The 18548-nt window shown below is 52.4% G+C and carries 19 protein-coding genes; 8 read left to right on the top strand and 11 right to left on the bottom strand.

Annotated features, from left to right (window positions below; all coding sequences use genetic code 11):
* Positions 1-4: 4 nt before the first annotated feature.
* Genes IB286_RS00965 through IB286_RS00955 form a run of 3 tightly spaced genes read left to right on the top strand, consistent with a single transcriptional unit; the run spans position 5 to position 2678 of the window.
* A complete protein-coding gene (locus tag IB286_RS00965; RefSeq protein WP_190761793.1) occupies positions 5-1072 on the top strand; it encodes a COX15/CtaA family protein in 1068 nt (355 codons plus the stop codon).
* Complete coding sequence (gene cyoE / locus IB286_RS00960; RefSeq protein ID WP_190761792.1) at positions 1069-1971, top strand: heme o synthase; 903 nt, start codon at positions 1069-1071, stop codon at positions 1969-1971. Before IB286_RS00965 ends, cyoE begins: the two co-directional genes overlap by 4 nt.
* Positions 1968-2678: an SCO family protein gene (locus IB286_RS00955; RefSeq protein ID WP_190761791.1), complete on the top strand. Its 711-nt coding sequence runs from the start codon at positions 1968-1970 to the stop codon at positions 2676-2678. The genes cyoE and IB286_RS00955 overlap by 4 nt, the downstream gene beginning before the upstream one ends.
* 77 nt (positions 2679-2755) lie before the next feature.
* Here the strand turns inward: IB286_RS00955 and IB286_RS00950 are convergent, their stop codons facing one another.
* Genes IB286_RS00950 through IB286_RS00940 form a run of 3 tightly spaced genes read right to left on the bottom strand, consistent with a single transcriptional unit; the run spans position 2756 to position 4788 of the window.
* Positions 2756-3553 (bottom strand): iron chelate uptake ABC transporter family permease subunit, encoded by a 798-nt coding sequence (locus IB286_RS00950; RefSeq protein WP_190761790.1) that lies wholly within the window; start codon positions 3551-3553, stop codon positions 2756-2758.
* Positions 3546-4316: a zinc ABC transporter ATP-binding protein ZnuC gene (gene znuC / locus IB286_RS00945; RefSeq protein WP_190761789.1), complete on the bottom strand. Its 771-nt coding sequence runs from the start codon at positions 4314-4316 to the stop codon at positions 3546-3548. Before znuC ends, IB286_RS00950 begins: the two co-directional genes overlap by 8 nt.
* Entirely contained in the window at positions 4306-4788 is a 483-nt protein-coding gene (locus IB286_RS00940; RefSeq protein WP_190761788.1) for a Fur family transcriptional regulator, read from the bottom strand. The genes znuC and IB286_RS00940 overlap by 11 nt, the downstream gene beginning before the upstream one ends.
* Before the next feature lie 116 nt (positions 4789-4904).
* Between IB286_RS00940 and IB286_RS00935 the strand changes: the two genes are divergently transcribed.
* On the top strand, positions 4905-5780 hold the full coding sequence (locus tag IB286_RS00935; RefSeq protein WP_190761787.1) for a metal ABC transporter solute-binding protein, Zn/Mn family: 876 nt from the start codon (positions 4905-4907) through the stop codon (positions 5778-5780).
* Here IB286_RS00935 and IB286_RS00930 read toward each other — a convergent pair.
* Positions 5730-5987 carry a hypothetical protein gene (locus IB286_RS00930; protein ID WP_190761786.1) on the bottom strand — a complete coding sequence of 86 codons (258 nt, stop codon included), beginning with the start codon at positions 5985-5987 and terminating at the stop codon, positions 5730-5732. The genes IB286_RS00935 and IB286_RS00930 overlap by 51 nt on opposite strands.
* A gap of 260 nt (positions 5988-6247) precedes the next feature.
* On the opposite strand from IB286_RS00930, the gene polA reads away from it, so the two are divergent.
* Positions 6248-8986: a DNA polymerase I gene (polA, locus tag IB286_RS00925; RefSeq protein ID WP_190761785.1), complete on the top strand. Its 2739-nt coding sequence runs from the start codon at positions 6248-6250 to the stop codon at positions 8984-8986.
* A gap of 17 nt (positions 8987-9003) precedes the next feature.
* Here the strand turns inward: polA and yihA are convergent, their stop codons facing one another.
* The gene (yihA, locus tag IB286_RS00920; protein ID WP_190761784.1) at positions 9004-9651 is read right to left on the bottom strand and encodes a ribosome biogenesis GTP-binding protein YihA/YsxC; all 648 of its coding nucleotides are present in this window, start codon (positions 9649-9651) and stop codon (positions 9004-9006) included.
* 292 nt (positions 9652-9943) lie between these two features.
* On the opposite strand from yihA, the gene IB286_RS00915 reads away from it, so the two are divergent.
* Both IB286_RS00915 and IB286_RS00910 read left to right on the top strand, forming a co-directional pair.
* A complete protein-coding gene (locus tag IB286_RS00915; RefSeq protein WP_190761783.1) occupies positions 9944-10570 on the top strand; it encodes a c-type cytochrome in 627 nt (208 codons plus the stop codon).
* A 164-nt stretch (positions 10571-10734) separates the two neighbouring features.
* Positions 10735-11436, top strand: a complete 702-nt coding sequence (locus tag IB286_RS00910) for a thiol:disulfide interchange protein DsbA/DsbL (RefSeq protein ID WP_190761782.1) — start codon at positions 10735-10737, stop codon at positions 11434-11436.
* A 25-nt stretch (positions 11437-11461) separates the two neighbouring features.
* Here IB286_RS00910 and IB286_RS00905 read toward each other — a convergent pair whose 3' ends face one another.
* From IB286_RS00905 to IB286_RS00880, 6 genes are all read right to left on the bottom strand, one after another.
* Positions 11462-12472 carry an alpha-L-glutamate ligase-like protein gene (locus IB286_RS00905; RefSeq protein ID WP_190761781.1) on the bottom strand — a complete coding sequence of 337 codons (1011 nt, stop codon included), beginning with the start codon at positions 12470-12472 and terminating at the stop codon, positions 11462-11464.
* Positions 12473-12480: 8 nt separating this feature from the next.
* Positions 12481-14007 carry a UUP1 family membrane protein gene (locus IB286_RS00900; RefSeq protein ID WP_190761780.1) on the bottom strand — a complete coding sequence of 509 codons (1527 nt, stop codon included), beginning with the start codon at positions 14005-14007 and terminating at the stop codon, positions 12481-12483.
* Positions 14004-14603 (bottom strand): putative ATP-dependent zinc protease, encoded by a 600-nt coding sequence (locus IB286_RS00895; RefSeq protein WP_190761779.1) that lies wholly within the window; start codon positions 14601-14603, stop codon positions 14004-14006. Before IB286_RS00895 ends, IB286_RS00900 begins: the two co-directional genes overlap by 4 nt.
* Positions 14604-14713: 110 nt before the next feature.
* A complete protein-coding gene (gene phrB / locus IB286_RS00890; protein WP_190761778.1) occupies positions 14714-16108 on the bottom strand; it encodes a deoxyribodipyrimidine photo-lyase in 1395 nt (464 codons plus the stop codon).
* Complete coding sequence (locus tag IB286_RS00885; RefSeq protein ID WP_317889674.1) at positions 16105-17070, bottom strand: YbgA family protein; 966 nt, start codon at positions 17068-17070, stop codon at positions 16105-16107. Before IB286_RS00885 ends, phrB begins: the two co-directional genes overlap by 4 nt.
* A gap of 58 nt (positions 17071-17128) precedes the next feature.
* Complete coding sequence (locus tag IB286_RS00880) at positions 17129-17656, bottom strand: MarR family winged helix-turn-helix transcriptional regulator (RefSeq protein ID WP_190761776.1); 528 nt, start codon at positions 17654-17656, stop codon at positions 17129-17131.
* A gap of 325 nt (positions 17657-17981) precedes the next feature.
* On the opposite strand from IB286_RS00880, the gene ectA reads away from it, so the two are divergent.
* Positions 17982-18494, top strand: a complete 513-nt coding sequence (ectA, locus tag IB286_RS00875; protein ID WP_190762658.1) for a diaminobutyrate acetyltransferase — start codon at positions 17982-17984, stop codon at positions 18492-18494.
* Positions 18495-18548 lie beyond the last annotated feature (54 nt).

Below are 18548 nucleotides of genomic sequence, written 5' to 3'. Positions count from 1 at the left end.
TGTTATGAATTTTATAAATTCTCCTGAAAAGAGAAAGCCCAGCTTCCGATTGGCCTTCGTCGCTTGTTTGGTTGCGGTCATTGTCTTGGGCATGGGTGTGTTTACCCGTTTGGCCGATGCCGGTTTGGGCTGCCCGGATTGGCCGGGTTGTTACGGCCATGTTTTGTGGCCCAATGAGGATCATGAGGTTGAGGCAGCCAATGCGGCCTATCCTGATATGCCGGTTGAGCACGATAAAACTTGGCCAGAAATGATCCACCGTTATCTTGCGAGCAGTCTTGGCCTGTTTACTATCGCGATTCTTGGTATGGCCATTCTCGCGCGTAAAAAAGCGGCTAAACCAGAACAGCAGCCGTTGAAACTGCCGGCGTTTCTCCTTGGTTTTATCATTCTGCAGGGCCTGTTTGGCATGTGGACGGTAACGCTGAAACTCTGGCCACAAGTGGTGACTTCGCACCTCTTAGGTGGATTTACTACGATCAGCTTGCTGTGGTTGTTGACCCTGCGTTTAAACAATAAACACTGGCCGGTTCAGCGCAGCATGGCACCTCGTCTGCAAGCAATTAAGCCAATTGCGATGATTGCGTTAATCGCGGTAGTGATTCAAATCGCCCTAGGCGGTTGGACGACGTCTAACTATGCCGATATCGCCTGCCCGGAATTTCCAGCCTGCCAAATGGGACAGTGGTTTCCGCCCATGGATTTCGCCAGCGGTTTTAATATCACTCAGCACATTGGCCCCAATTATTTGGGTGGGCAATTGGACAATGCTGCTCGCGTGGCAATTCATGTGAGCCATCGCACCGGCGCATTGTTTGTCACGTTGATTTTGTTGCTGCTGTTCTTCCGGCTGCGCTTTTTAGGCAGCAAGCGTTTTACCAAGTTGTCGTGGGTAATCCTTGCGGTTTTGGGTGTGCAGCTGTTGTTGGGTGTAAGCAATATTGTGTTTGGCTTCCCCATTTTTGTCGCGGTTGCCCATAACCTAGTTGGGGCACTGTTATTGCTGACCATGGTGACGGTGAATTATTACCTGCGCACTGCGTATTTGAAAAAGCCGGGGTCGAAACGATGACAGCCGAATCTATGAGCTGGCGCGATTATTACGAGCTCTGCAAACCCAATGTAGTTTTGCTGATGCTGCTGACCTCGGTGATCGGCATGTTTATGGCGGTGCCGGGTATGGTGCCACTGGATGTGTTGATACTCGGCAACTTGGGTATCGCCCTCTGTGCGGGTTCCGCGGCGGCCGTGAATCATCTGGTTGATCAGCGTATTGATATTCAGATGGCGCGTACCCACAATCGCCCCATCGCACAGGGGCGAGTAAAAACCAAGAATGCTGCCGTATTTGCCGCAATTCTCGGTGGCTTGGGCATGGCAATTTTGCTGCTGTGGATTAATGCCCTAACTGCTTGGCTAACACTGGCATCGCTGTTGGGTTACGCCGTGGTTTACACCCTGTTTTTGAAGCGCGCGACGCCACAGAATATTGTTATTGGTGGTATCGCTGGCGCGGCGCCGCCGCTGTTGGGCTGGACGGCAGTCACTGGCGAAATCAATGGTCATGCCCTGCTGCTGGTGCTGATTATTTTTGTGTGGACGCCGCCGCATTTCTGGGCACTGGCGATTCATCGCCGGGATGAATACGCCAAGGTTGATATTCCTATGCTGCCGGTCACACACGGCATCAGTTATACCAAGTTCCATACCTTGCTCTATACCATTTTATTGTTTGTGGTGACCTTGCTGCCTTTCGCTACGGGTATGAGCGGCGTGTTGTACCTGCTTGGCGCGGTGTGTTTGGGTGCGGGTTTTATCTACTGGGCGATTGTGTTGATGAGGGGTAATAACCCTAAAGCGCCAATGGCGACCTTTGCTTATTCCATCATTTATCTAATGGCGCTGTTTATTGTGATGTTGCTGGATCACTATTTGATCCCGGCGGCCTATGTTTACGGGGGCGGTGTATGAGCCAGGAAAATAATTCGGAGCAGCAAAATCCGGCAACGATTGGTGCTATTGGTGGTGGCCTAGAACGTCAGCGCCGAGGTGTTCGTCGCACGGTTAGCATTGTTGTTGTGGCCATGGTTTGTTTGGTGGGTGGATTTTTCTATTCCATGACCCAGTCGCGCGAGCTTGACCGCGATGCGCTGAAATCCATGGGTGCGTATTTGTATGAAAATCCGCGCATGCTGCCTGGTTTTAATTTGGTAGATAACAAAGGTGCGGCTTTTACCCCAAGCGGGTTTATGGGTAAGTGGAATCTGGTGTTTTTTGGCTTCACCTATTGCCCGGATATTTGCCCGACCACGCTCGCGCAATTAAAAACCTTTTATACGGAATTACCTGCGGAAGTGCGTGCGGATACTCAAGTCTGGTTGGCGAGTGTTGATCCAGCGCGAGATACGCCGCAATCGCTAGATGCTTATTTGGCGTTTTTCCATCCGGCATTTCGCGGTATTACCGGTGAGTTTCTCGATATTCACCGCTTGGCGACCTCGCTGAATATTCCTTTTGCGAAGGTGCCGGGCGGTGGTGAAGATTATTTGGTGGAGCACAGTGGCAATGTCGCCCTGATCAACCCCGAAGGGCATTCACTGGGTTTCTTTAAGGCGCCCTTGGAAATTGGCAAATTAACCCAGAGCTATATGCTGATTCACCAACACTTTACGCCCTAAAATTCAGGTCTTCAAAGCCGGGGCGGTTTAGTCCCCGGCTTTCCTACCCCCCTATTCCCAGCTTCTTGTTTTTCAAATTAAACCGCGCGCCGGCTGGCAGTAAACACAAAGCTTAAGGCGTAGAAGCCCGCCGCGCTCAGCACTACGCTGGGCCCTGCCGGGGTATCGGCATACCAAGCGACGGTCAGTCCGCCAAGTACGGCCGCCCAGCCAAGGGCAATCGCAATGAACGCGGACTGTTCCGGGTTGCGAGCTAATCTTCCTGCTGTCGATGCGGGAATAATCAACATGGCGGTGATTAACAGCACGCCAACAATTTTCATGGCTACTGCCACGGTGCCGGCAATCATCAACATCATTAGCAGGCGCAGGCGCTTTACTGGCAAGCCTTCCACTGCGGCGAGTTCGGCGTGAGCGGTCATGCTAACTAAGTCGCCCCAAAAGCGGATTAATAACGTGATCATCACCACAACAATACCGAGCAAAAGGTAGAGGTCTTGTTGGTTTACGGAAAGCAGATCGCCAAACAGAAATGCGCTGAGATCAAATTGGGCGTTGCTTAGCAGCGACAAAACCACCAAACCCAGGGCAAGGCTGCTGTGCGAGAGGATGCCGAGCAGGCTATCTAGGCTTTGTCGGGGATTACGCCATTGCAGTAAAAACAATAATGCCGCTATCAGTAGGCTGGTGAATAGCACGGCAATATTGAGGTCGGTATCGAGAAAGAGGCCGAGCGCGAGACCCAATAGCGCCGAATGTGCGAGGGTATCGCCAAAATAGGCCATGCCCTGCCAAGTCACCAGCGAGCCCAGTGGGCCACAGATCAATGCCAGTAGCAGTCCGGCAAGAGCGGCGTAAATCAGTAAATCAGTCATGGTGATGGTCGCACTCTATATCGCCATGAACCGTGTGGCGGTGATCGTGGTCGTGGTGGTACAGGGCGATCGCCTCGGCATGGCGGCGACCGAACAATTGCAGGTAGGCGGGATCGTTACTGACTTTTTCAGGGTGGCCGTGACAGCAAACATGCTGATTAAGGCAGATCACGGTATCGGTTTTTGCCATTACCCAATGCAAATCGTGAGACACCATTAATACGGCGCAACTGAGTTCGTCGCGCAACTGGGTAATCAATTCATACAATTCCGTTTGACCGGTGATATCAACGCCTTGCGCGGGCTCATCCAGCGCCAGTAATTTTGGCTTGGCTAATAAGGCGCGGCTAAGCAGAACGCGTTGGGTCTCGCCGCCGGAAAGATTTTGCATGGAGTGTTTTTGCAGGTGGGCAACGCCGGTGCGAGCGAGTGCGGATTCAATGTCGTGCGACTCGCCGCGCTTTTTGCCGGTGACGGCCATGCCTAAAAACCGTTCTACCGTTAAAGGCAGCAGTGGATTTAGCGTCATTCGTTGGGGCATATAACCAATGCGCAGCCCTTTTTTGCGTACAATGCGACCGCTGTCAGCGTTCATTAATCCCAGCGCGACTCGCAGCAAAGTACTTTTGCCCGCGCCATTAGGGCCAATGATGGTGACAATCTCTTTTGGCATAATATGCAGGTCGATATTGTTAAGCAGAACACGTTTTTCGTGTTTAACGCCTACGCTTTGCAGTGACAGTAATGCATTCTCATTCGTCATGTGCTATTTCCCTACTGCAAGTTTCGCAAAGTCCAGTGAGTTCCACGCAGGTTTGTTCCAATACGAAGTTTTCCTGTTTCGCGGCTTTATTAGCCTGTGAGTTGAGTGCTTCTGAAACCAACTCGGTGGTATTGCTGCAGCGTCGACAAATCAATAGCTGACTATTGTGCTGATGCCCGGGAGCATTGCAGCCGATAAATGCATTGAGTGAATTGACTCGATGTATGAGGCCGTTATCGAGTAAAAAGTCGAGAGCTCGATAAACTGTGGGTGGCGCCGGGGGCTTCGAGGATTGTTTCGCCAGGGCGTCGATAATACTATAGGCGCCAATCGCTTTGTGTGATGACCATACAGAGCGAAGCACTTGCTCACGTATTGGCGTCAATCGCTGTGCGCGAGCCTTGCAGAGCGCTTCCGCTTGGCACAATGCGGTGCGAATGCATTTCTGGTGATTGTGGTTGGACGTGGTCATAACTCAGGGATGAATGAGAAGATATGTTATAATATTGCATTATTTGGGGAATTGAAAATGAGGGCGCGGTATTGCGAGCCTTGCTAATCGTTGTTTTGCTAGGCATGAGCTCTCTAGTGAGTGCGCAATCTCGCCTGCAAGTAATGTCGAGTATTCTTCCCCTGAATCTAATGGTTACGGAAATTGGCGGCGACGCCGTCGACGCCTCCCTGCTGTTGCCACCCAGTGTTTCTCCCCACGATTACCAGTTTCGTCCCTCTGATATCCGTCGCATGATGGGCGCAGATGTGTTCTTTTGGGTTAGCCCCGAACTTGAAAACAGCCTCAAAAAACTTGCCGGCAAACACGCGGCGGCGGTTAGTCTCGCGCCAAACTTAGCGCGTGGTGAAGATCCACATGTGTGGTTGGACTTGCAGCTTGTGCAAGATATGGCGAGAAAAATCGCCAATACCCTTTCTCGCCAGATCCCTACACGGGGTGCGTATTTTCACGCCAATGCCGCCCGATTTATTTCTGATCTGCGCCAGTACGATAAATCGTTACAGGCACAGCTCCAGCACGTGCCGAAATTTAAGTACCTTCTGGTGCATGACGGTTTCAGTCGTTTTGAAAGTCACTACGGTATTGGGCCGGGTAAAGTGGTAATGAAGTCCGAGCATCAGTTGCCCGGCGCTCGTCATATGGCCAGTTTGCGTGAAGGCCTACTGGCTGGAGAATTTACCTGCGTCTTTAAAGAGCCGCAGTTTCCAATGAGTCGCTTGGCGTCACTGTTAGAAGGGGTGGAAAGTCAGGTGATTGAGCTGGATTTGCTGGGCTTGAAGCAGCCTGCAGGGGCGTATTTCGTCGATTTCTATCAAGCCGTTGGCAGCAGTTATCTTAAATGCGCTGCTGCCGCAGGCTGGTCATCAAGCAATTGGCCCGCCGGGCCAACTCGCCGTAACTTACTGGGCGGCGAAGAGGATCTCAAACGGACGGTCAAGCTCCGTAGTTAGCTCTGCAGACACCGCATTCAAGGTTTTTCGCAAAACCTGAGCTGAGCGGGCATTCGAAACAAACTCTTCACTTACCATTCCGCTGTTAATCTCGGCGTTGATGGTGTTTTCAGCCAATACCAGCGACTGGGTGCCCGCAGAGGGCTCAACCGCCATCGCCATGGTGCTGGCAAGCAATATCGCAATTGCGCTGGTTACTTTTTTCATCGTTTTTACTCCTAGTAATGTGATTCACAGTTTCGTGAATCAACAAGGTTTTGTTACCTTGTGTTACGTATTGTAACGACGATGGATGTACTAAACCCGTTAAATTTGGTTAATTAATAGGCAATATAGCGGTAATGCAATCTGCAATTGTGTTGATTGGTAACGCCTATCGCGGGCTGGGGAAAGCGTATTCACGAGGGGGTGGTCAGCCGGGCTGGCGTGCTACACTTGCGGCACGTTTACCTTGCTAATTCGGTTTTATGTCTGCAAATACCCCCCTGATCCTGGTTGATGGATCTTCCTACCTTTACCGCGCATTTCACGCCATGTTTAAGGCGGATTTACGCAACTCTGCTGGCCAGCCAACTGGCGCTGTTCGAGGCGTTATCGCCATGTTGCGGCGCTTGCAAAAAGATTATCCCGACAGCCCAATTGCGGTGGTGTTTGACGCCAAAGGCAAAACCTTTCGCGACGAAATGTTTGATCAGTACAAGGCGCAGCGGCCACCGATGCCCGATGATTTGCGGGTACAGGTACAGCCCATTAACGATATTATTGACGCCATGGGCCTGCCCCGCTTGGTGGTTGAGGGGGTGGAGGCCGATGATGTTATCGGCACCTTGGCGGCGCAGGCGGGTTCCGAGCGCCCGGTTATTGTCTCTACCGGCGATAAGGATATGGCGCAGTTAGTGAATGCCCACGTCACGCTGGTAAATACTATGACCGAAACGGTGATGGATGAGGCTGGGGTGGAGGAAAAGTTCGGCCTACCGCCCAGCTTGATTATCGATTTTCTCGCCTTGATGGGCGACAAAGTCGACAATATTCCCGGTGTTCCCGGCGTGGGAGAAAAAACCGCCCTCGCCCTTTTACAGGGTTTGGGTGGCTTGAAAGATATCTACGCGAATCTGGATAAAGTCGCTGAGCTGGATGTACGCGGTGCCAAAAGCCTAGGTAAAAAGCTGGAAGAAAACCGCGATATGGCGGAGCTTTCTTACAAGCTGGCCACCATTAAATGCGATGTGGATCTCGAGCTGGATCTGGCGGCATTAACCCCCACCCCACCGGATAATGACAAGTTGCTGAGCTTGTTCCAAGAAATGGAATTTAAGTCTTGGATAGACGAGTTGCAAAGTGGTGGTGTTACCGACAAGGCGGGTCACGAAGCGGCTGCGCCAGCAGCGGTCAGCGAAACAGATTATCAGGTGGTGCTCGCAGAAGCGGAATTTAATGCTTGGCTGGAGCAACTGCGTAAGGCCGAATTATTTGCCTTTGATACCGAAACCACGAGCCTGAATTATATGCAGGCGCGGATAGTGGGCGTGTCTTTTGCCATTGAGCCGGGTAAAGCAGCTTATGTGCCCTTTGCGCACGATTATTTGGATGCGCCAGAGCAACTTACCGAACAGCAAGTATTGGGTGCACTCAAACCCCTGCTTGAAGATGCCAATGTCGCCAAGCTGGGGCAGAACCTGAAATATGACAGCCATGTGCTGGCCAATCACGGCATTAGCCTGCGCGGCATTGCCGAAGACAGCATGTTGGAGTCCTATGTGCTCGACTCCACCGGCTCCAGACACGATATGGACAGCTTGGCGCTGAAATACCTTGGCCATAGCACCATTCACTATGAAGACATTGCTGGTAAAGGCAGCAAGCAGCTCACCTTTAATCAAATTGCGCTCGAACAGGCCGGGCCTTACGCCGCCGAAGATGCCGATATCACGTTAAGGTTGCACCAAACCTTGGCGCCGCAATTGGCGGCACATTCCGAGCTGGAAAAAGTGTATCGGGACATCGAGCTGCCCTTGGTGCCCATTTTGGCGCGAATAGAGCGTAACGGTGCCTTGGTCAGCCGCGATATGTTGGCCAAGCAAAGCATGGAAATTGCGGAAAAACTGGTGCAACTCGAGCGACAGGCGTTTGAGATTGCCGGTGGCGAATTTAATTTGGCCTCGCCCAAGCAATTGGGTGAAATCCTGTTTGAGCGGCTTAATATTCCAGTTATTAAAAAAACGCCCAAGGGTGCGCCAAGTACTGCTGAAGAAGTGTTGGTTGAGCTGGCACACGATTATGAGCTGCCTAAGGTGCTGCTGGAATATCGCGGTTTAGCCAAGCTTAAATCGACCTATACCGACAAATTACCGCTGTTGATTGAGCCGACGACCGGCCGGGTGCACACCTCCTATCATCAAGCGGTTGCCGCCACTGGGCGACTTTCGTCCTCTGATCCGAATTTGCAAAATATCCCGATCCGCAGCGCAGAAGGTCGGCGTATTCGTCAGGCGTTTATCGCGCCGCAAGGCTATAAAATTTTGGCGGCGGATTATTCTCAAATCGAGCTGCGCATTATGGCGCATCTGTCGGGCGATGAAGGTCTGATTCAGGCGTTTGCGCGCGGTGAGGATATTCACCGGGCAACTGCTGCCGAAGTATTCGGTATGGAAAAAGACGCGGTGACCGATGAGCAGCGCCGCAGTGCCAAGGCGATCAACTTTGGCTTAATTTACGGCATGTCCGCCTTCGGCTTGGCGCGTCAGCTTCATATAGGCCGCAATGAGGCTCAGCAATATATTGATCTCTATTTCCAGCGCTACCCCGGTGTGCAGCGCTATATGGATGAAACGCGGGCCATAGCTGCAGAGAAAGGCTATGTGGAGACCTTATTTGGTCGACGCCTGCACCTGCCTGAAATTAATGCCAGCAATGGCCAGCGTCGTCAGGCGGCGGAGCGCACCGCGATTAACGCGCCGATGCAAGGCACGGCAGCGGATATTATCAAGCGAGCGATGATTGCCGTAGATGCGTGGTTGCAGAGCGGTGAAGTCGACGCCCGTATGATTATGCAGGTACACGATGAATTGGTGCTGGAAGTCGCCGAACACCAAATCGAGCAGGTCAGCGCCAAGCTAGAGGCACTGATGGCGGGTGCAGCGGAATTGGCGATTCCGCTAGAAGTAGGAATTGGTGTGGGTGATAACTGGGATGAAGCCCACTAAGTTATTGCTCTTGGGTGTCATTGCTCTGAAGGCGCCTCATCGGCGTCTTCCGATTCTTCTAACCACAAATCCAGTTGGCCGCGCAGGTCGTCTAAGCCCTCGCCTTTCACGGCGGAGAATAGCTGGGCGTTGATCAGGCCGCCGTGAACTTCCAATTGCTTGCGAACCTGCAACAGGGTGTTCATGGCCGGGCCGCGCTTTAACTTATCGGCCTTGGTTAGCAGAATGCGCACCGGCATTTGTGCCTGCTCTGCCCAATTCATCATCATTAAGTCGAAATCCGTCATCGGATGGCGGATATCCATTAGCAATACCAAGCCGCGCAGAGATTGGCGATGCTGTAGGTAGTGGTCGAGATTGCGCTCCCACTCTTGCTTTACCTTCAGTGGCACCTTGGCAAAGCCATAACCGGGCAGATCGACCAGTCGCTGCTCCGGATTGCCGCCCACTGAGAAAAAGTTAATCAGCTGGGTGCGGCCCGGGGTTTTACTGGTCTTGGTCATTTTGCTATTGCCGGTGAGGGCGTTAATCGCACTGGATTTACCGGCGTTGGAGCGGCCAGCAAAGGCGACCTCAGAGCCGGAATCGTCTGGGCATTGCGCCAGTTTTGGGGCGCTGGTGATAAATTGGCAGTTGCGATAATTTAGCGTGGGGCTATCAGGCATTATATTGGGCTTCAGAAAATGTTGCGGGTCTTTGCAATAATTCGCAATAGAAAGTGATACAGGGCAAAAATGTCCTCTATCTTTTGAGTTGTGTATAATGCCGCAGATTTCACAATCGGTCACCTTGAGCTGAGCAATGTTCAACGGAAATACCTAGAACAGAATTCGGTTTGGGAAAATGCCAATAGAAAATAATCTTTAATAAGTTTGTCGCTTGCGCATAGTTCAATGACAGAGTTCAGCGAAGGCGCGGCGGCGAAATTGAATTTGCAAATTCAAAGAGTGTGTGACAATGAAAAAAACCGTTTTGATGATGATGCTGTCCATGCTGTGTGCCACTTCGGCGCTTGCGCTGGAAGGTGATGCGGGCAAAGGCAAAGCCAAGACTGCAGCCTGCGCGGCCTGTCATGGCGCAGATGGCAATAGCGCTGCCCCAAGCTTCCCAAAATTGGCGGGCCAGGGTGAGAAATACCTGATCAAGCAAATTAAAGACATCAAATCCGGCGCGCGTCCTGTGCCGATGATGGCCGGCCAGACGGATATGCTGAGCGAGCAAGATATTGCGGATATCGCCGCATACTACGCCAGCAAAACCGCGTCTACAGGTCAGGCTAAAGAAGCACTGCTGGCCAAGGGTGAAGCAATCTACCGCGGCGGCATTGCCGATCGCAATGTTCCCGCTTGCTCTGCCTGTCACTCACCCAGCGGCCAAGGTATGGCCGGTGCGGGCTTCCCTGCCTTGGCAGGTCAACATGCCGAGTACACGGCGGCTCAGTTGAAAGCTTTCCGTGCGGCGATGGATGGTCGTGAAGGCCGCAGCAACGACGGTGATATTAAAGTGATGCGCACCATCGCGTTCAAAATGAGCGACTCTGAAATTGAAGCGGTATCTAGCTTTATTCAAGGTTTGCACAACTAAGCTTTACCGCGTTAGCGCCACCTAATTGGGTGGTGTCACGGAAGAAGGCGGCGATAAGCCGCCTTTTTTGTGCGCGATCGTTTTGCCCCTTGGGGACGAAATGGAACTGGAGTGCTATGCTTCGGTCACATAATTTTTAAATCCCTATTATCCAAGAGGATGGAATGTTGAATCGTATTTTTTTCCTAGTTGCGGCATTGGTCATTGGTATGTCGTTAAGTGCTTGCAGCGATGCGGGAACACCTACCCCTGCGCCCGCCAAGGTTGAGGCTAAAGTACAGGAGTCCGCGCCGGCAGTCGCGCCAGCCGGTCAGGGTTATATTGAAATTGCGCAGCCAGTGCGCACTGCGCATCCCGACAAAATCGAAGTAACCGAAGTGTTTTGGTACGGCTGTAGCCACTGTTTCCACTTCGAGCCCATGGTTAAGGCGTGGGCCAAGAAGCTGCCTGCGGATGTGGATTTCCGCCCTTCTCCTGCCATGTGGAATCCGTTGATGGTGGTGCATGCGCAATTGTTTTATACCGCCGAGACGCTGGGCGTGCTGGATCAGGTACATCAGTTAATTTTTGATGAAATCAATCTGCGCAATAACCGCTTGTCCGATGAAGATTCGATGGCCAAACTGCTTCAGGAAGCGGCTGGCGTTGATCCAGAGAAGTTCAAGAAAACCTTTAACTCTTTCGGTGTGAAAAGCCAGGTTAAACAAGCCGACTCACGTGCGCGTAGCTACGGTATTGCCGGTACGCCGGAGCTGATTGTTAATGGTAAATACCGTATTACCGGCCGTTCGGCAGGTGGTCATACGGAAATGCTGAAAGTGGCAGAGCAGTTGATTGCCAAAGAGCGGGCGGCAATGGCGAAATAAGCCCATTGCACACCTGCAAAATATCTCAGGACGCGCTTTCGGCGGTGTTCTGAGAAAAAGACTCTGTCAGCGTGGCAAATTCGCGCTGACAGAAAGCCAGCCGCTGTTCTGGCGACGCTGTTGTTACTCCCGCCTTGTTTAAACGCTCTATTTCTTTTTCGACGACTTTACAGCGAGCCGCTAGGCCAACATCGTTGGCGATCTGAATATTCAGGCCGGGCCGGGCATTCAGTTCCAGCATCAACGGCCCCATATCTTTATCCAACACCATATCCACGCCGAGATAACCGAGGCCGGTCAGCTCGTAACAGCGGGTCGCCAAGCTGATAAAGCCGTCCCAGTAAGGTAGTTGAACGCCGCGCACGGGATTCACCGTGTCTGGGTGTTTCTGAATTTTTTTGTTGTGCCAGGTGCCGTCCAAGGTAATGCCGGTGGCGAGATCGACCCCGACGCCAATCGCGCCTTGATGCAGATTGGCCTTGCCGTTGGACTGCCTAGTGGGCAGCCGCAGCATGGCCAAAACGGGATAACCCTGCAGCACAATAATGCGAATATCGGGCACGCCCTCATAGCTGATGGCGCTAAACACCGGATCGGGTTTAACCCGGTATTCAATCAGTGCTCGGTCGCGGTGACCGCCCAGCGAGTAGATGCCAGATAAAATGCCGGAGAGCTGAAATTCAATTTCCTCGCTGCTCATCAGGCGGCCAGAGGTGGTTCGGTAATAGCCCTCAAAGCGATCGGCAATCACGGTAATGCCGTCGCCACCAGCGCCTTGCGCAGGTTTGATGACAAAGTCGCGGTGATTGGCGACCAGCTGATCGAACTGGCCAATCTGCTTTTCCGAATCGATAATGCCGATTAGCGGCGGCACATGAATGCCCGCCTCTATGGCGCGCATTTTGGTTGTGATCTTATCGTCCACCAAGGGAAATAAATGGCGCGGGTTATAGCGCAACACATAATCGCTGTTGCGCCGGTTAATCCCCATTACGCCGCGCTTGCGCAAGCTGCGCCAAGTACTAAATAGCGACATAGTGCCCCCTAGTTGGCCATGGCTTTAAAGCGGAACAGCTCGGTAAGCCGATAACCGCGATAGTGACCAAGTGCCAGCATAATGGCCATTAACACCAGCAGGGTGCCGGGGAAGGTAAAAATGAAATACACCCACGGGGAGTAGCTCATCATCAGGTGTGCCAACGTGGCGGCGACCAAGGTTCCCAAGCCGAGTTTCATGCTGTGTAGCCCGCCCCGCTCTTCCCAGGCAATGGAAAGGCGTTCAATCGACATGGTGAGAATAACCATGGGGAACAAGCCGATGGACAGGCTGTGCTTCATGCCCAATTGATGCCCCAGCACGCTGATCAGGGCCATCATAATCACTACAAATGTGAGTACCGTGGACAGGCGCGACAGCAATTGCAGGTGCAGATGTTCCAGATATGAACGCAGGGCCAGGCCGAGGCAGGAAATCACCGTAAAGAACAATACGCCCCAAATCACACCGGTTTCATGAAAGGCAAGGCCGATCAGTACCGGGGTAAATGTGCCGAGGGTTTGCAGGCCGACAATATTACGCAGCAGCAGAATAAGCAGCACGCCAACCGGAATCATCAATACAAAGTTAAAAGTCTGCTGGGTTTGCAGCGGCAGCGAGTACATGGCCATAGACCAGCCACTCATGCCACGGCTTTCTGATAGCGATTGGGTGAGCTCGATGGAATTCACAATGCGCTGGCGGCTGCTGATCTGAACTTTCAGATTGCGTACCCCGTCGACCTGAATCATGGGATCGTTGCCGGTCCACCAAACAATGCGATCTTCAGGCAAGCCCTGTGCGCCGGTTTGTGGGTTGAAGTACAGCCAGCGCTGGCCATTGTAGCTGCGCATCCACAGCTCAGGCGTTTGTTGGGCGGTATCGCTCAAGCGCAGGGTATGTACTTGTTCAACCGGAATATGGGCTGAGGACAGCAGGCGTTCCAGAACCGCGGCGCGGCTTTGCTCGGAATAATTATTACCAAGCAATAACCGGGCGTTGTCGTTGCTGTTGTCGTTAATCAGTTTAATCGCTTCGCGGATAAAGGTTTCAATATCCGCCGAGTGCTCGCGAATCGGTTTTAGCAAAGCGTCTACGGCCACCGCTTCAACACCACTTAACTGCGGGCTGTCACGAAAAACCGGGCCGGGCTCTTCGCTTGAAAGGCGGGTATTGCTGCGCTGGGTCAGCATTAAGCGGTAAAACAGTTCTTGGTTGCCGCTGGTGCGCCGGGCAGACCACAAGGCAACGCGGTTATTGCCTTGGGTGTCTACGTTCACGCCGTAATTGCGGGCAATAAAACTCTCGTCGAGGGTGATGAAGCGGCTCCAGCTAGGGGGCAGGTATTGTTTGATTTTTACCGGCATGTTTTCCCGTGGCGAGAAGCTAATGCGGGTATCAATCACCCAAACGGGCTCGGTAATTTCGGCAGAGACGGGAATGTTCTGGGCAAATATTTGCCAAGCGACACTGGCAGCGCCGAATACTGCCAGCAGTAAGGCGATTACTTTAACGTGCAGTTTTACCCCTTTCATGACGCATTCTCATCGGTGTTAGTGGTATCGGCTTGTTCGTTTTGTTGGTCGTGTTCAGGCTCGGAGGGTTCGCTCTTAGCGCAGTTGCCCTGTACTTTTTCGTCGGCCACATCGACCAGCGCATGAAAGGCTTTCAGTGGCCCGTGACCTATCAACATGGCCTTGGAAAAGCTGCGGCGGTCAGCCAGATTCACCGAGGTAAGGTGGGTGGTGCCGCCGATATTTAGGTGCAGGTCTACCGAGGGACGGCGATTATACGCGCGACCATCTTTGCCAATATCCGCCGCACGGCGTTTGACCAAGACATATTTGCTGACCGGAAGACTATAGGGTTTGAGGCTGCCATCGGGCAGAACGAGATCGAAGCTGACCATATCATCGTCGGCTTTGGGGCCTTCATCCAGCTTGATATTAATGGCATTGATCGATGCACTGCCGGCGCCGGTATCAATTTTAGCCAGAAAACACTGGTCAAATTCTTCGATATAGACATATTCACTGGTGCCAAAAATGGGGCGCGTGGCAATGTCCTTATTGCTTGCGCAGGCGGCCAGTGAGGTGAGCAATAGGGTCATCCCCAGTGCGATGATTTTCATAGTTTCACTCAAATCCTTTTTTGGGAAAGCATAGATCACTACCGGTGATTTCATCCACCATAGAAGGCTTAAAACGTGAATAAAGCCTGAGAGTTAAAGGCTTCCGGTGCTTAGCTGGCTTTTAGCTCGGCAAACATGCTCAAGCTAATTTCTCTGGCCTGGGCGTGGTCGATCCTAGGTGCCGGGTAGTTTGCCTGCGGCATCGGAGCGTGGATGTCTTTGTCGGAGCAATGAGCAAGCTCAGGCAAGAAGCGGCGGATAAAGTTCCCGTTGGGATCAAAACGCTGGCTCTGACTGGTGGGATTGAATATGCGGAAATACGGAGCAGCGTCAGTGCCCGTTGAAGCGGCCCACTGCCAGCCGCCATTATTAGAGGCGAAATCGGCGTCGATTAAGGTAGACAAAAAATACGCCTCGCCGCGTCGCCAATCCAAATGCAAATCTTTGCAGAGAAAGGATGCCACAATCATGCGCAGGCGATTGTGCATCCAGCCGGTTTGTTTGAGCTGTCGCATGGCGGCGTCAACAATAGGAAAGCCGGTGCGCCCCTCACACCATGCGGCAAAATCGGTATCGCTACCCTGCCAGCGCAGTTGGTCGGTATGGGTCTGAAAGGCGTGCCCACGCACAATGCGGGGAAAATGAAAGGCGATATGGCGATAGAACTCACGCCACAATAATTCATTAAACCAGCAGCCGGCGCCGGTTTTTGCATCCCAGATTTCCTCGCCGGCTTCCATTTGCAGTCGCGCTAAACATTGCCTAGCACTTACTAAACCCAATGCCAATGCCGGCGACAGTTTTGAGGTGCCGGCCAAGTCGGGAAAATCGCGTTCCTCTTTATAACGGTGCGCTCGCTCGCGGCAGAATTGGCGCATGGCATCTAACACAGCGCTTTCTTTCACTGGCCAGTCGCCGGCGTCTCGCTCTTCGCCAAATACTGGGCAGACGCTGGGTTTGAGTATGAGCTTGTCGGCTTTTACATAGGGCTTGGGCAAGCACTGTGGAAAATGCTGAGCCAGCCACTGCCGACAGCGCTTCGAGAACGGCGTAAACACTTGATAGGGTTTGCCATCAGGCTTGAGCGCCTGCTCGGGCAAAATCAGCGCGTCGCTAAGTAACGTTAAGGGAATATTTTGTTCGCTGCAGCGCAGGTCTCGCTGCATCTCATCGACCAGAAATTCTCTATGGGCATAGACCTGGGCAATATCGTGCTGTTGGCAGTAAGTTGCTAATGTGGTGGGTACCTTTGAAAAGTGGCCGGCATCGACAATGTCTAATGGAATGCCCAGCGCGGCTAAATTGCGAGACAGCTCGTCTAGCGCAAGGCGCAAATACTGGCGGCGAATAGGCGCAATAATGTGCTCATCAAGCTGTTGCGGGCAGAGCAGATAAATCGCCCTTACCGAGGAATGATTCTGGGTTGCGGCGGTAAGGGCTGGGTGGTCGAGTACACGGAGATCGTGGCGAAACCAAACCAAGCCGGTATCGGTCGATGCACTCATAAAGCCACTCGCAGGCGCAGGTCTTTGGGATAGGGATTGAGGTAATACTGATCCAGCAAATAATCTACCCGATATTTCTGCAACATCACGTGCAGCATTTCCAGTGGCGCAAGCAGTGGTAGTTGCCCGGCGGCGTAGTCATCAATCATGCGACGCAACTGTTGGCGATCTTCGCTGCTGATATGTTCCCGTAAAAAACCCTGTATATGCTGCATGGCATTGCAGTGATCGCCGGGCCGGGCGGGTTTGGCGAGGGCGGTCATAAATTGCGTTATATATTGTTGGGCGGCCTGCTCAATATCTTGGTGTGCGTCTGCCACCAAGGGGCCGAGTTGGCGATAAATCGTTTGATTGTGGGCCAATAGTAAAAATTTATGACGGCGATGAAAGTCCTGCAGACCCTTTGTACTAATCCCTTCTATTTGTAATTGCTGCCAGCGCGAATAGGCCATTACCCGCAGCACAAAATTCTCTCTCAGCAGCACATCGTTTAGGCGGCCATTTTCTTCAACCGGCAGTAACGGGTTGTGCTCCATGATCTGCCTGGCAAAGGCGCCTACTCCTACTTTGCCCAAGCTGTGGCCGTTGTCGGCGTAAACCGGCACGCGCTCCATGCCGCAACTCGGTGACTTGGCGCAGAAAATATAGCCACTGATATAAGAAAGCTGAGCTGCCGTTTTGCGACCAAACTCGGCGAGCGCATCGGTAACATCAATGTTTTTGTCTTTACTGCCTTGTACGCGAGGTTGGTCTGGATCGCCGACTAGCTGAATGGTTGGGCGCGGCACCCCCAAGCCAATTGCCTGCTCTGGGCATACGCGAATAAATTCAAAGTGGCGAGATAGTTCGTCAGTGGCAAAAGGGAAGCGCTTATGGCCGCCATCGTAGCGAACTAAATCGCCTAGCAGACAGGCGCTAATGCCAATTTGAATAGCGGCGGGTGGAGTTTCGTGTTGGCTCACTGCAGTACCAATAATCTTTCTGTTTATCGGCAGTGTACGTGAGATTGCGCGGGTCGGATTAGTCGGACTTCGCAGATTCCGCGTTAAAACCAAACTGGGGATTATCGCCGTCGGCCTGTCGGTCAATGGCGCCAACATCGAGCAGCGGTGCGGCGTCGATATGTTGCGCGTCCATCATTTGTGCAACCCGCTGCAGCGAGCTAATGAGTTGCATCTGTTCCCACTCCTGCAAGTCGCGAAATTGGCGCACAAAATAATCTTGCAGTGGCGTTGGGGCGTTGCGAATCAGCTCGGCGCCCGACTCGGTTAAGCAGGCAAACACTTTGCGCTTGTCTTCTTTGGAGCGCTCGCGCACGACTAAGCCACGTTTTTCCAGGCGATCAATAATGCTGGTGACGGTGGCTTGGCTGAGGTTTACCCGATTGGCGATATTGCTGATGATCTCGTCGCCGTGGTCGCGCAGGCTTTGCAGAATCAGCATTTGTGGCGCGGTCAGGCCGGCCGTTTTCATTAAATGCTTTGAGTGCAAATCAATGGCCCGGGTGACCCTGCGCAGGGCGATCAAAACTTCTTCTATGCGATCCATCTCTAATTCGCCCTATTTCTATAACGCAATGGAAAAACCGCGAGCGGTGTTGGAGGGCCCATTGTATGGGCTTTGCCGCTGTTTTCCATCAGTAAATTGTAGCGTTGTCAATGCCGTTTCTTGAAATTTACAGCGAAATTTCGATATAATGCTTCGTGTTCAAAGTATCTAGTTATTTTAATTAAGCATAAATCCAAGGAGGATTTGGGTTCAAAAGCCGATATTGAGTCAAAAACTGATCAATATTTAGCCCATAAAGGGTGTTGCGCTGCGATTTATTGGCTGCGTTTAACGATGGCTTTGCAATGAACACAAATTAATTGTGTTGAATCAAAAAAAAGCACTTTACGAAGCGCTTCCCCCTCTACGTTTTCGGGCGCCGAGCGCTGAAGACGGACATGCCCTTAATCAATTAGTCGCCGCCAGTCCGCCGTTGGATCCCAACTCGGTGTACTGCAATTTGTTGCAATGCAGCCATTTTGCCGACACCGCTGTGGCGGTAGAGGAAGACGGTCAACTGGTGGGGTTTATTTCCGGCTATATCCCGCCGCAAAAGCCGGACACGGTGTTTGTTTGGCAAGTGGTTGTGGATAGCAGCCAGCGTGGCCGTGGATTGGCAAAAAGAATGCTGCACTTTTTGGTGGAGCGTCCGGCCTGTGTGGCGGTGCGCTATATGGAAACCACCATTACGCCCGATAACGAGGCCTCGTGGGCCTTGTTTAGGAGTTTTGCTCGGGATCGAGAAACTGAGCTGAATCACGAGGTGTGGTTTGAAAAAGACACCCACTTCGCGGGGCAGCACGACAGCGAAGAATTATTACGGATCGGCCCTTTTTAGGGCCGATTGATTAATCAAAATCTGAAAATAAAGACATCACCAACCCGACAAGGG

Source organism: Spongiibacter pelagi (assembly GCF_014705705.1).
In the GTDB taxonomy this organism is placed as follows: domain Bacteria; phylum Pseudomonadota; class Gammaproteobacteria; order Pseudomonadales; family Spongiibacteraceae; genus Spongiibacter; species Spongiibacter pelagi.
This window is presented reverse-complemented; position numbering and strand designations above follow the sequence as displayed.

What these genes read in the sequence shown, in the direction of transcription:
- IB286_RS00965 (WP_190761793.1), top strand. Translation starts at nt 5, where the DNA reads ATGAATTTTATAAATTCTCCTGAAAAGAGAAAGCCCAGCTTCCGATTG.
- cyoE (WP_190761792.1), top strand. Translation starts at nt 1,069, where the DNA reads ATGACAGCCGAATCTATGAGCTGGCGCGATTATTACGAGCTCTGCAAA.
- IB286_RS00955 (WP_190761791.1), top strand. Translation starts at nt 1,968, where the DNA reads ATGAGCCAGGAAAATAATTCGGAGCAGCAAAATCCGGCAACGATTGGT.
- IB286_RS00950 (WP_190761790.1), bottom strand. Translation starts at nt 3,553, where the DNA reads ATGACTGATTTACTGATTTACGCCGCTCTTGCCGGACTGCTACTGGCA.
- znuC (WP_190761789.1), bottom strand. Translation starts at nt 4,316, where the DNA reads ATGACGAATGAGAATGCATTACTGTCACTGCAAAGCGTAGGCGTTAAA.
- IB286_RS00940 (WP_190761788.1), bottom strand. Translation starts at nt 4,788, where the DNA reads ATGACCACGTCCAACCACAATCACCAGAAATGCATTCGCACCGCATTG.
- IB286_RS00930 (WP_190761786.1), bottom strand. Translation starts at nt 5,987, where the DNA reads ATGAAAAAAGTAACCAGCGCAATTGCGATATTGCTTGCCAGCACCATG.
- polA (WP_190761785.1), top strand. Translation starts at nt 6,248, where the DNA reads ATGTCTGCAAATACCCCCCTGATCCTGGTTGATGGATCTTCCTACCTT.
- yihA (WP_190761784.1), bottom strand. Translation starts at nt 9,651, where the DNA reads ATGCCTGATAGCCCCACGCTAAATTATCGCAACTGCCAATTTATCACC.
- IB286_RS00915 (WP_190761783.1), top strand. Translation starts at nt 9,944, where the DNA reads ATGAAAAAAACCGTTTTGATGATGATGCTGTCCATGCTGTGTGCCACT.
- IB286_RS00910 (WP_190761782.1), top strand. Translation starts at nt 10,735, where the DNA reads ATGTTGAATCGTATTTTTTTCCTAGTTGCGGCATTGGTCATTGGTATG.
- IB286_RS00905 (WP_190761781.1), bottom strand. Translation starts at nt 12,472, where the DNA reads ATGTCGCTATTTAGTACTTGGCGCAGCTTGCGCAAGCGCGGCGTAATG.
- IB286_RS00900 (WP_190761780.1), bottom strand. Translation starts at nt 14,007, where the DNA reads ATGAAAGGGGTAAAACTGCACGTTAAAGTAATCGCCTTACTGCTGGCA.
- IB286_RS00895 (WP_190761779.1), bottom strand. Translation starts at nt 14,603, where the DNA reads ATGAAAATCATCGCACTGGGGATGACCCTATTGCTCACCTCACTGGCC.
- phrB (WP_190761778.1), bottom strand. Translation starts at nt 16,108, where the DNA reads ATGAGTGCATCGACCGATACCGGCTTGGTTTGGTTTCGCCACGATCTC.
- IB286_RS00880 (WP_190761776.1), bottom strand. Translation starts at nt 17,656, where the DNA reads ATGGATCGCATAGAAGAAGTTTTGATCGCCCTGCGCAGGGTCACCCGG.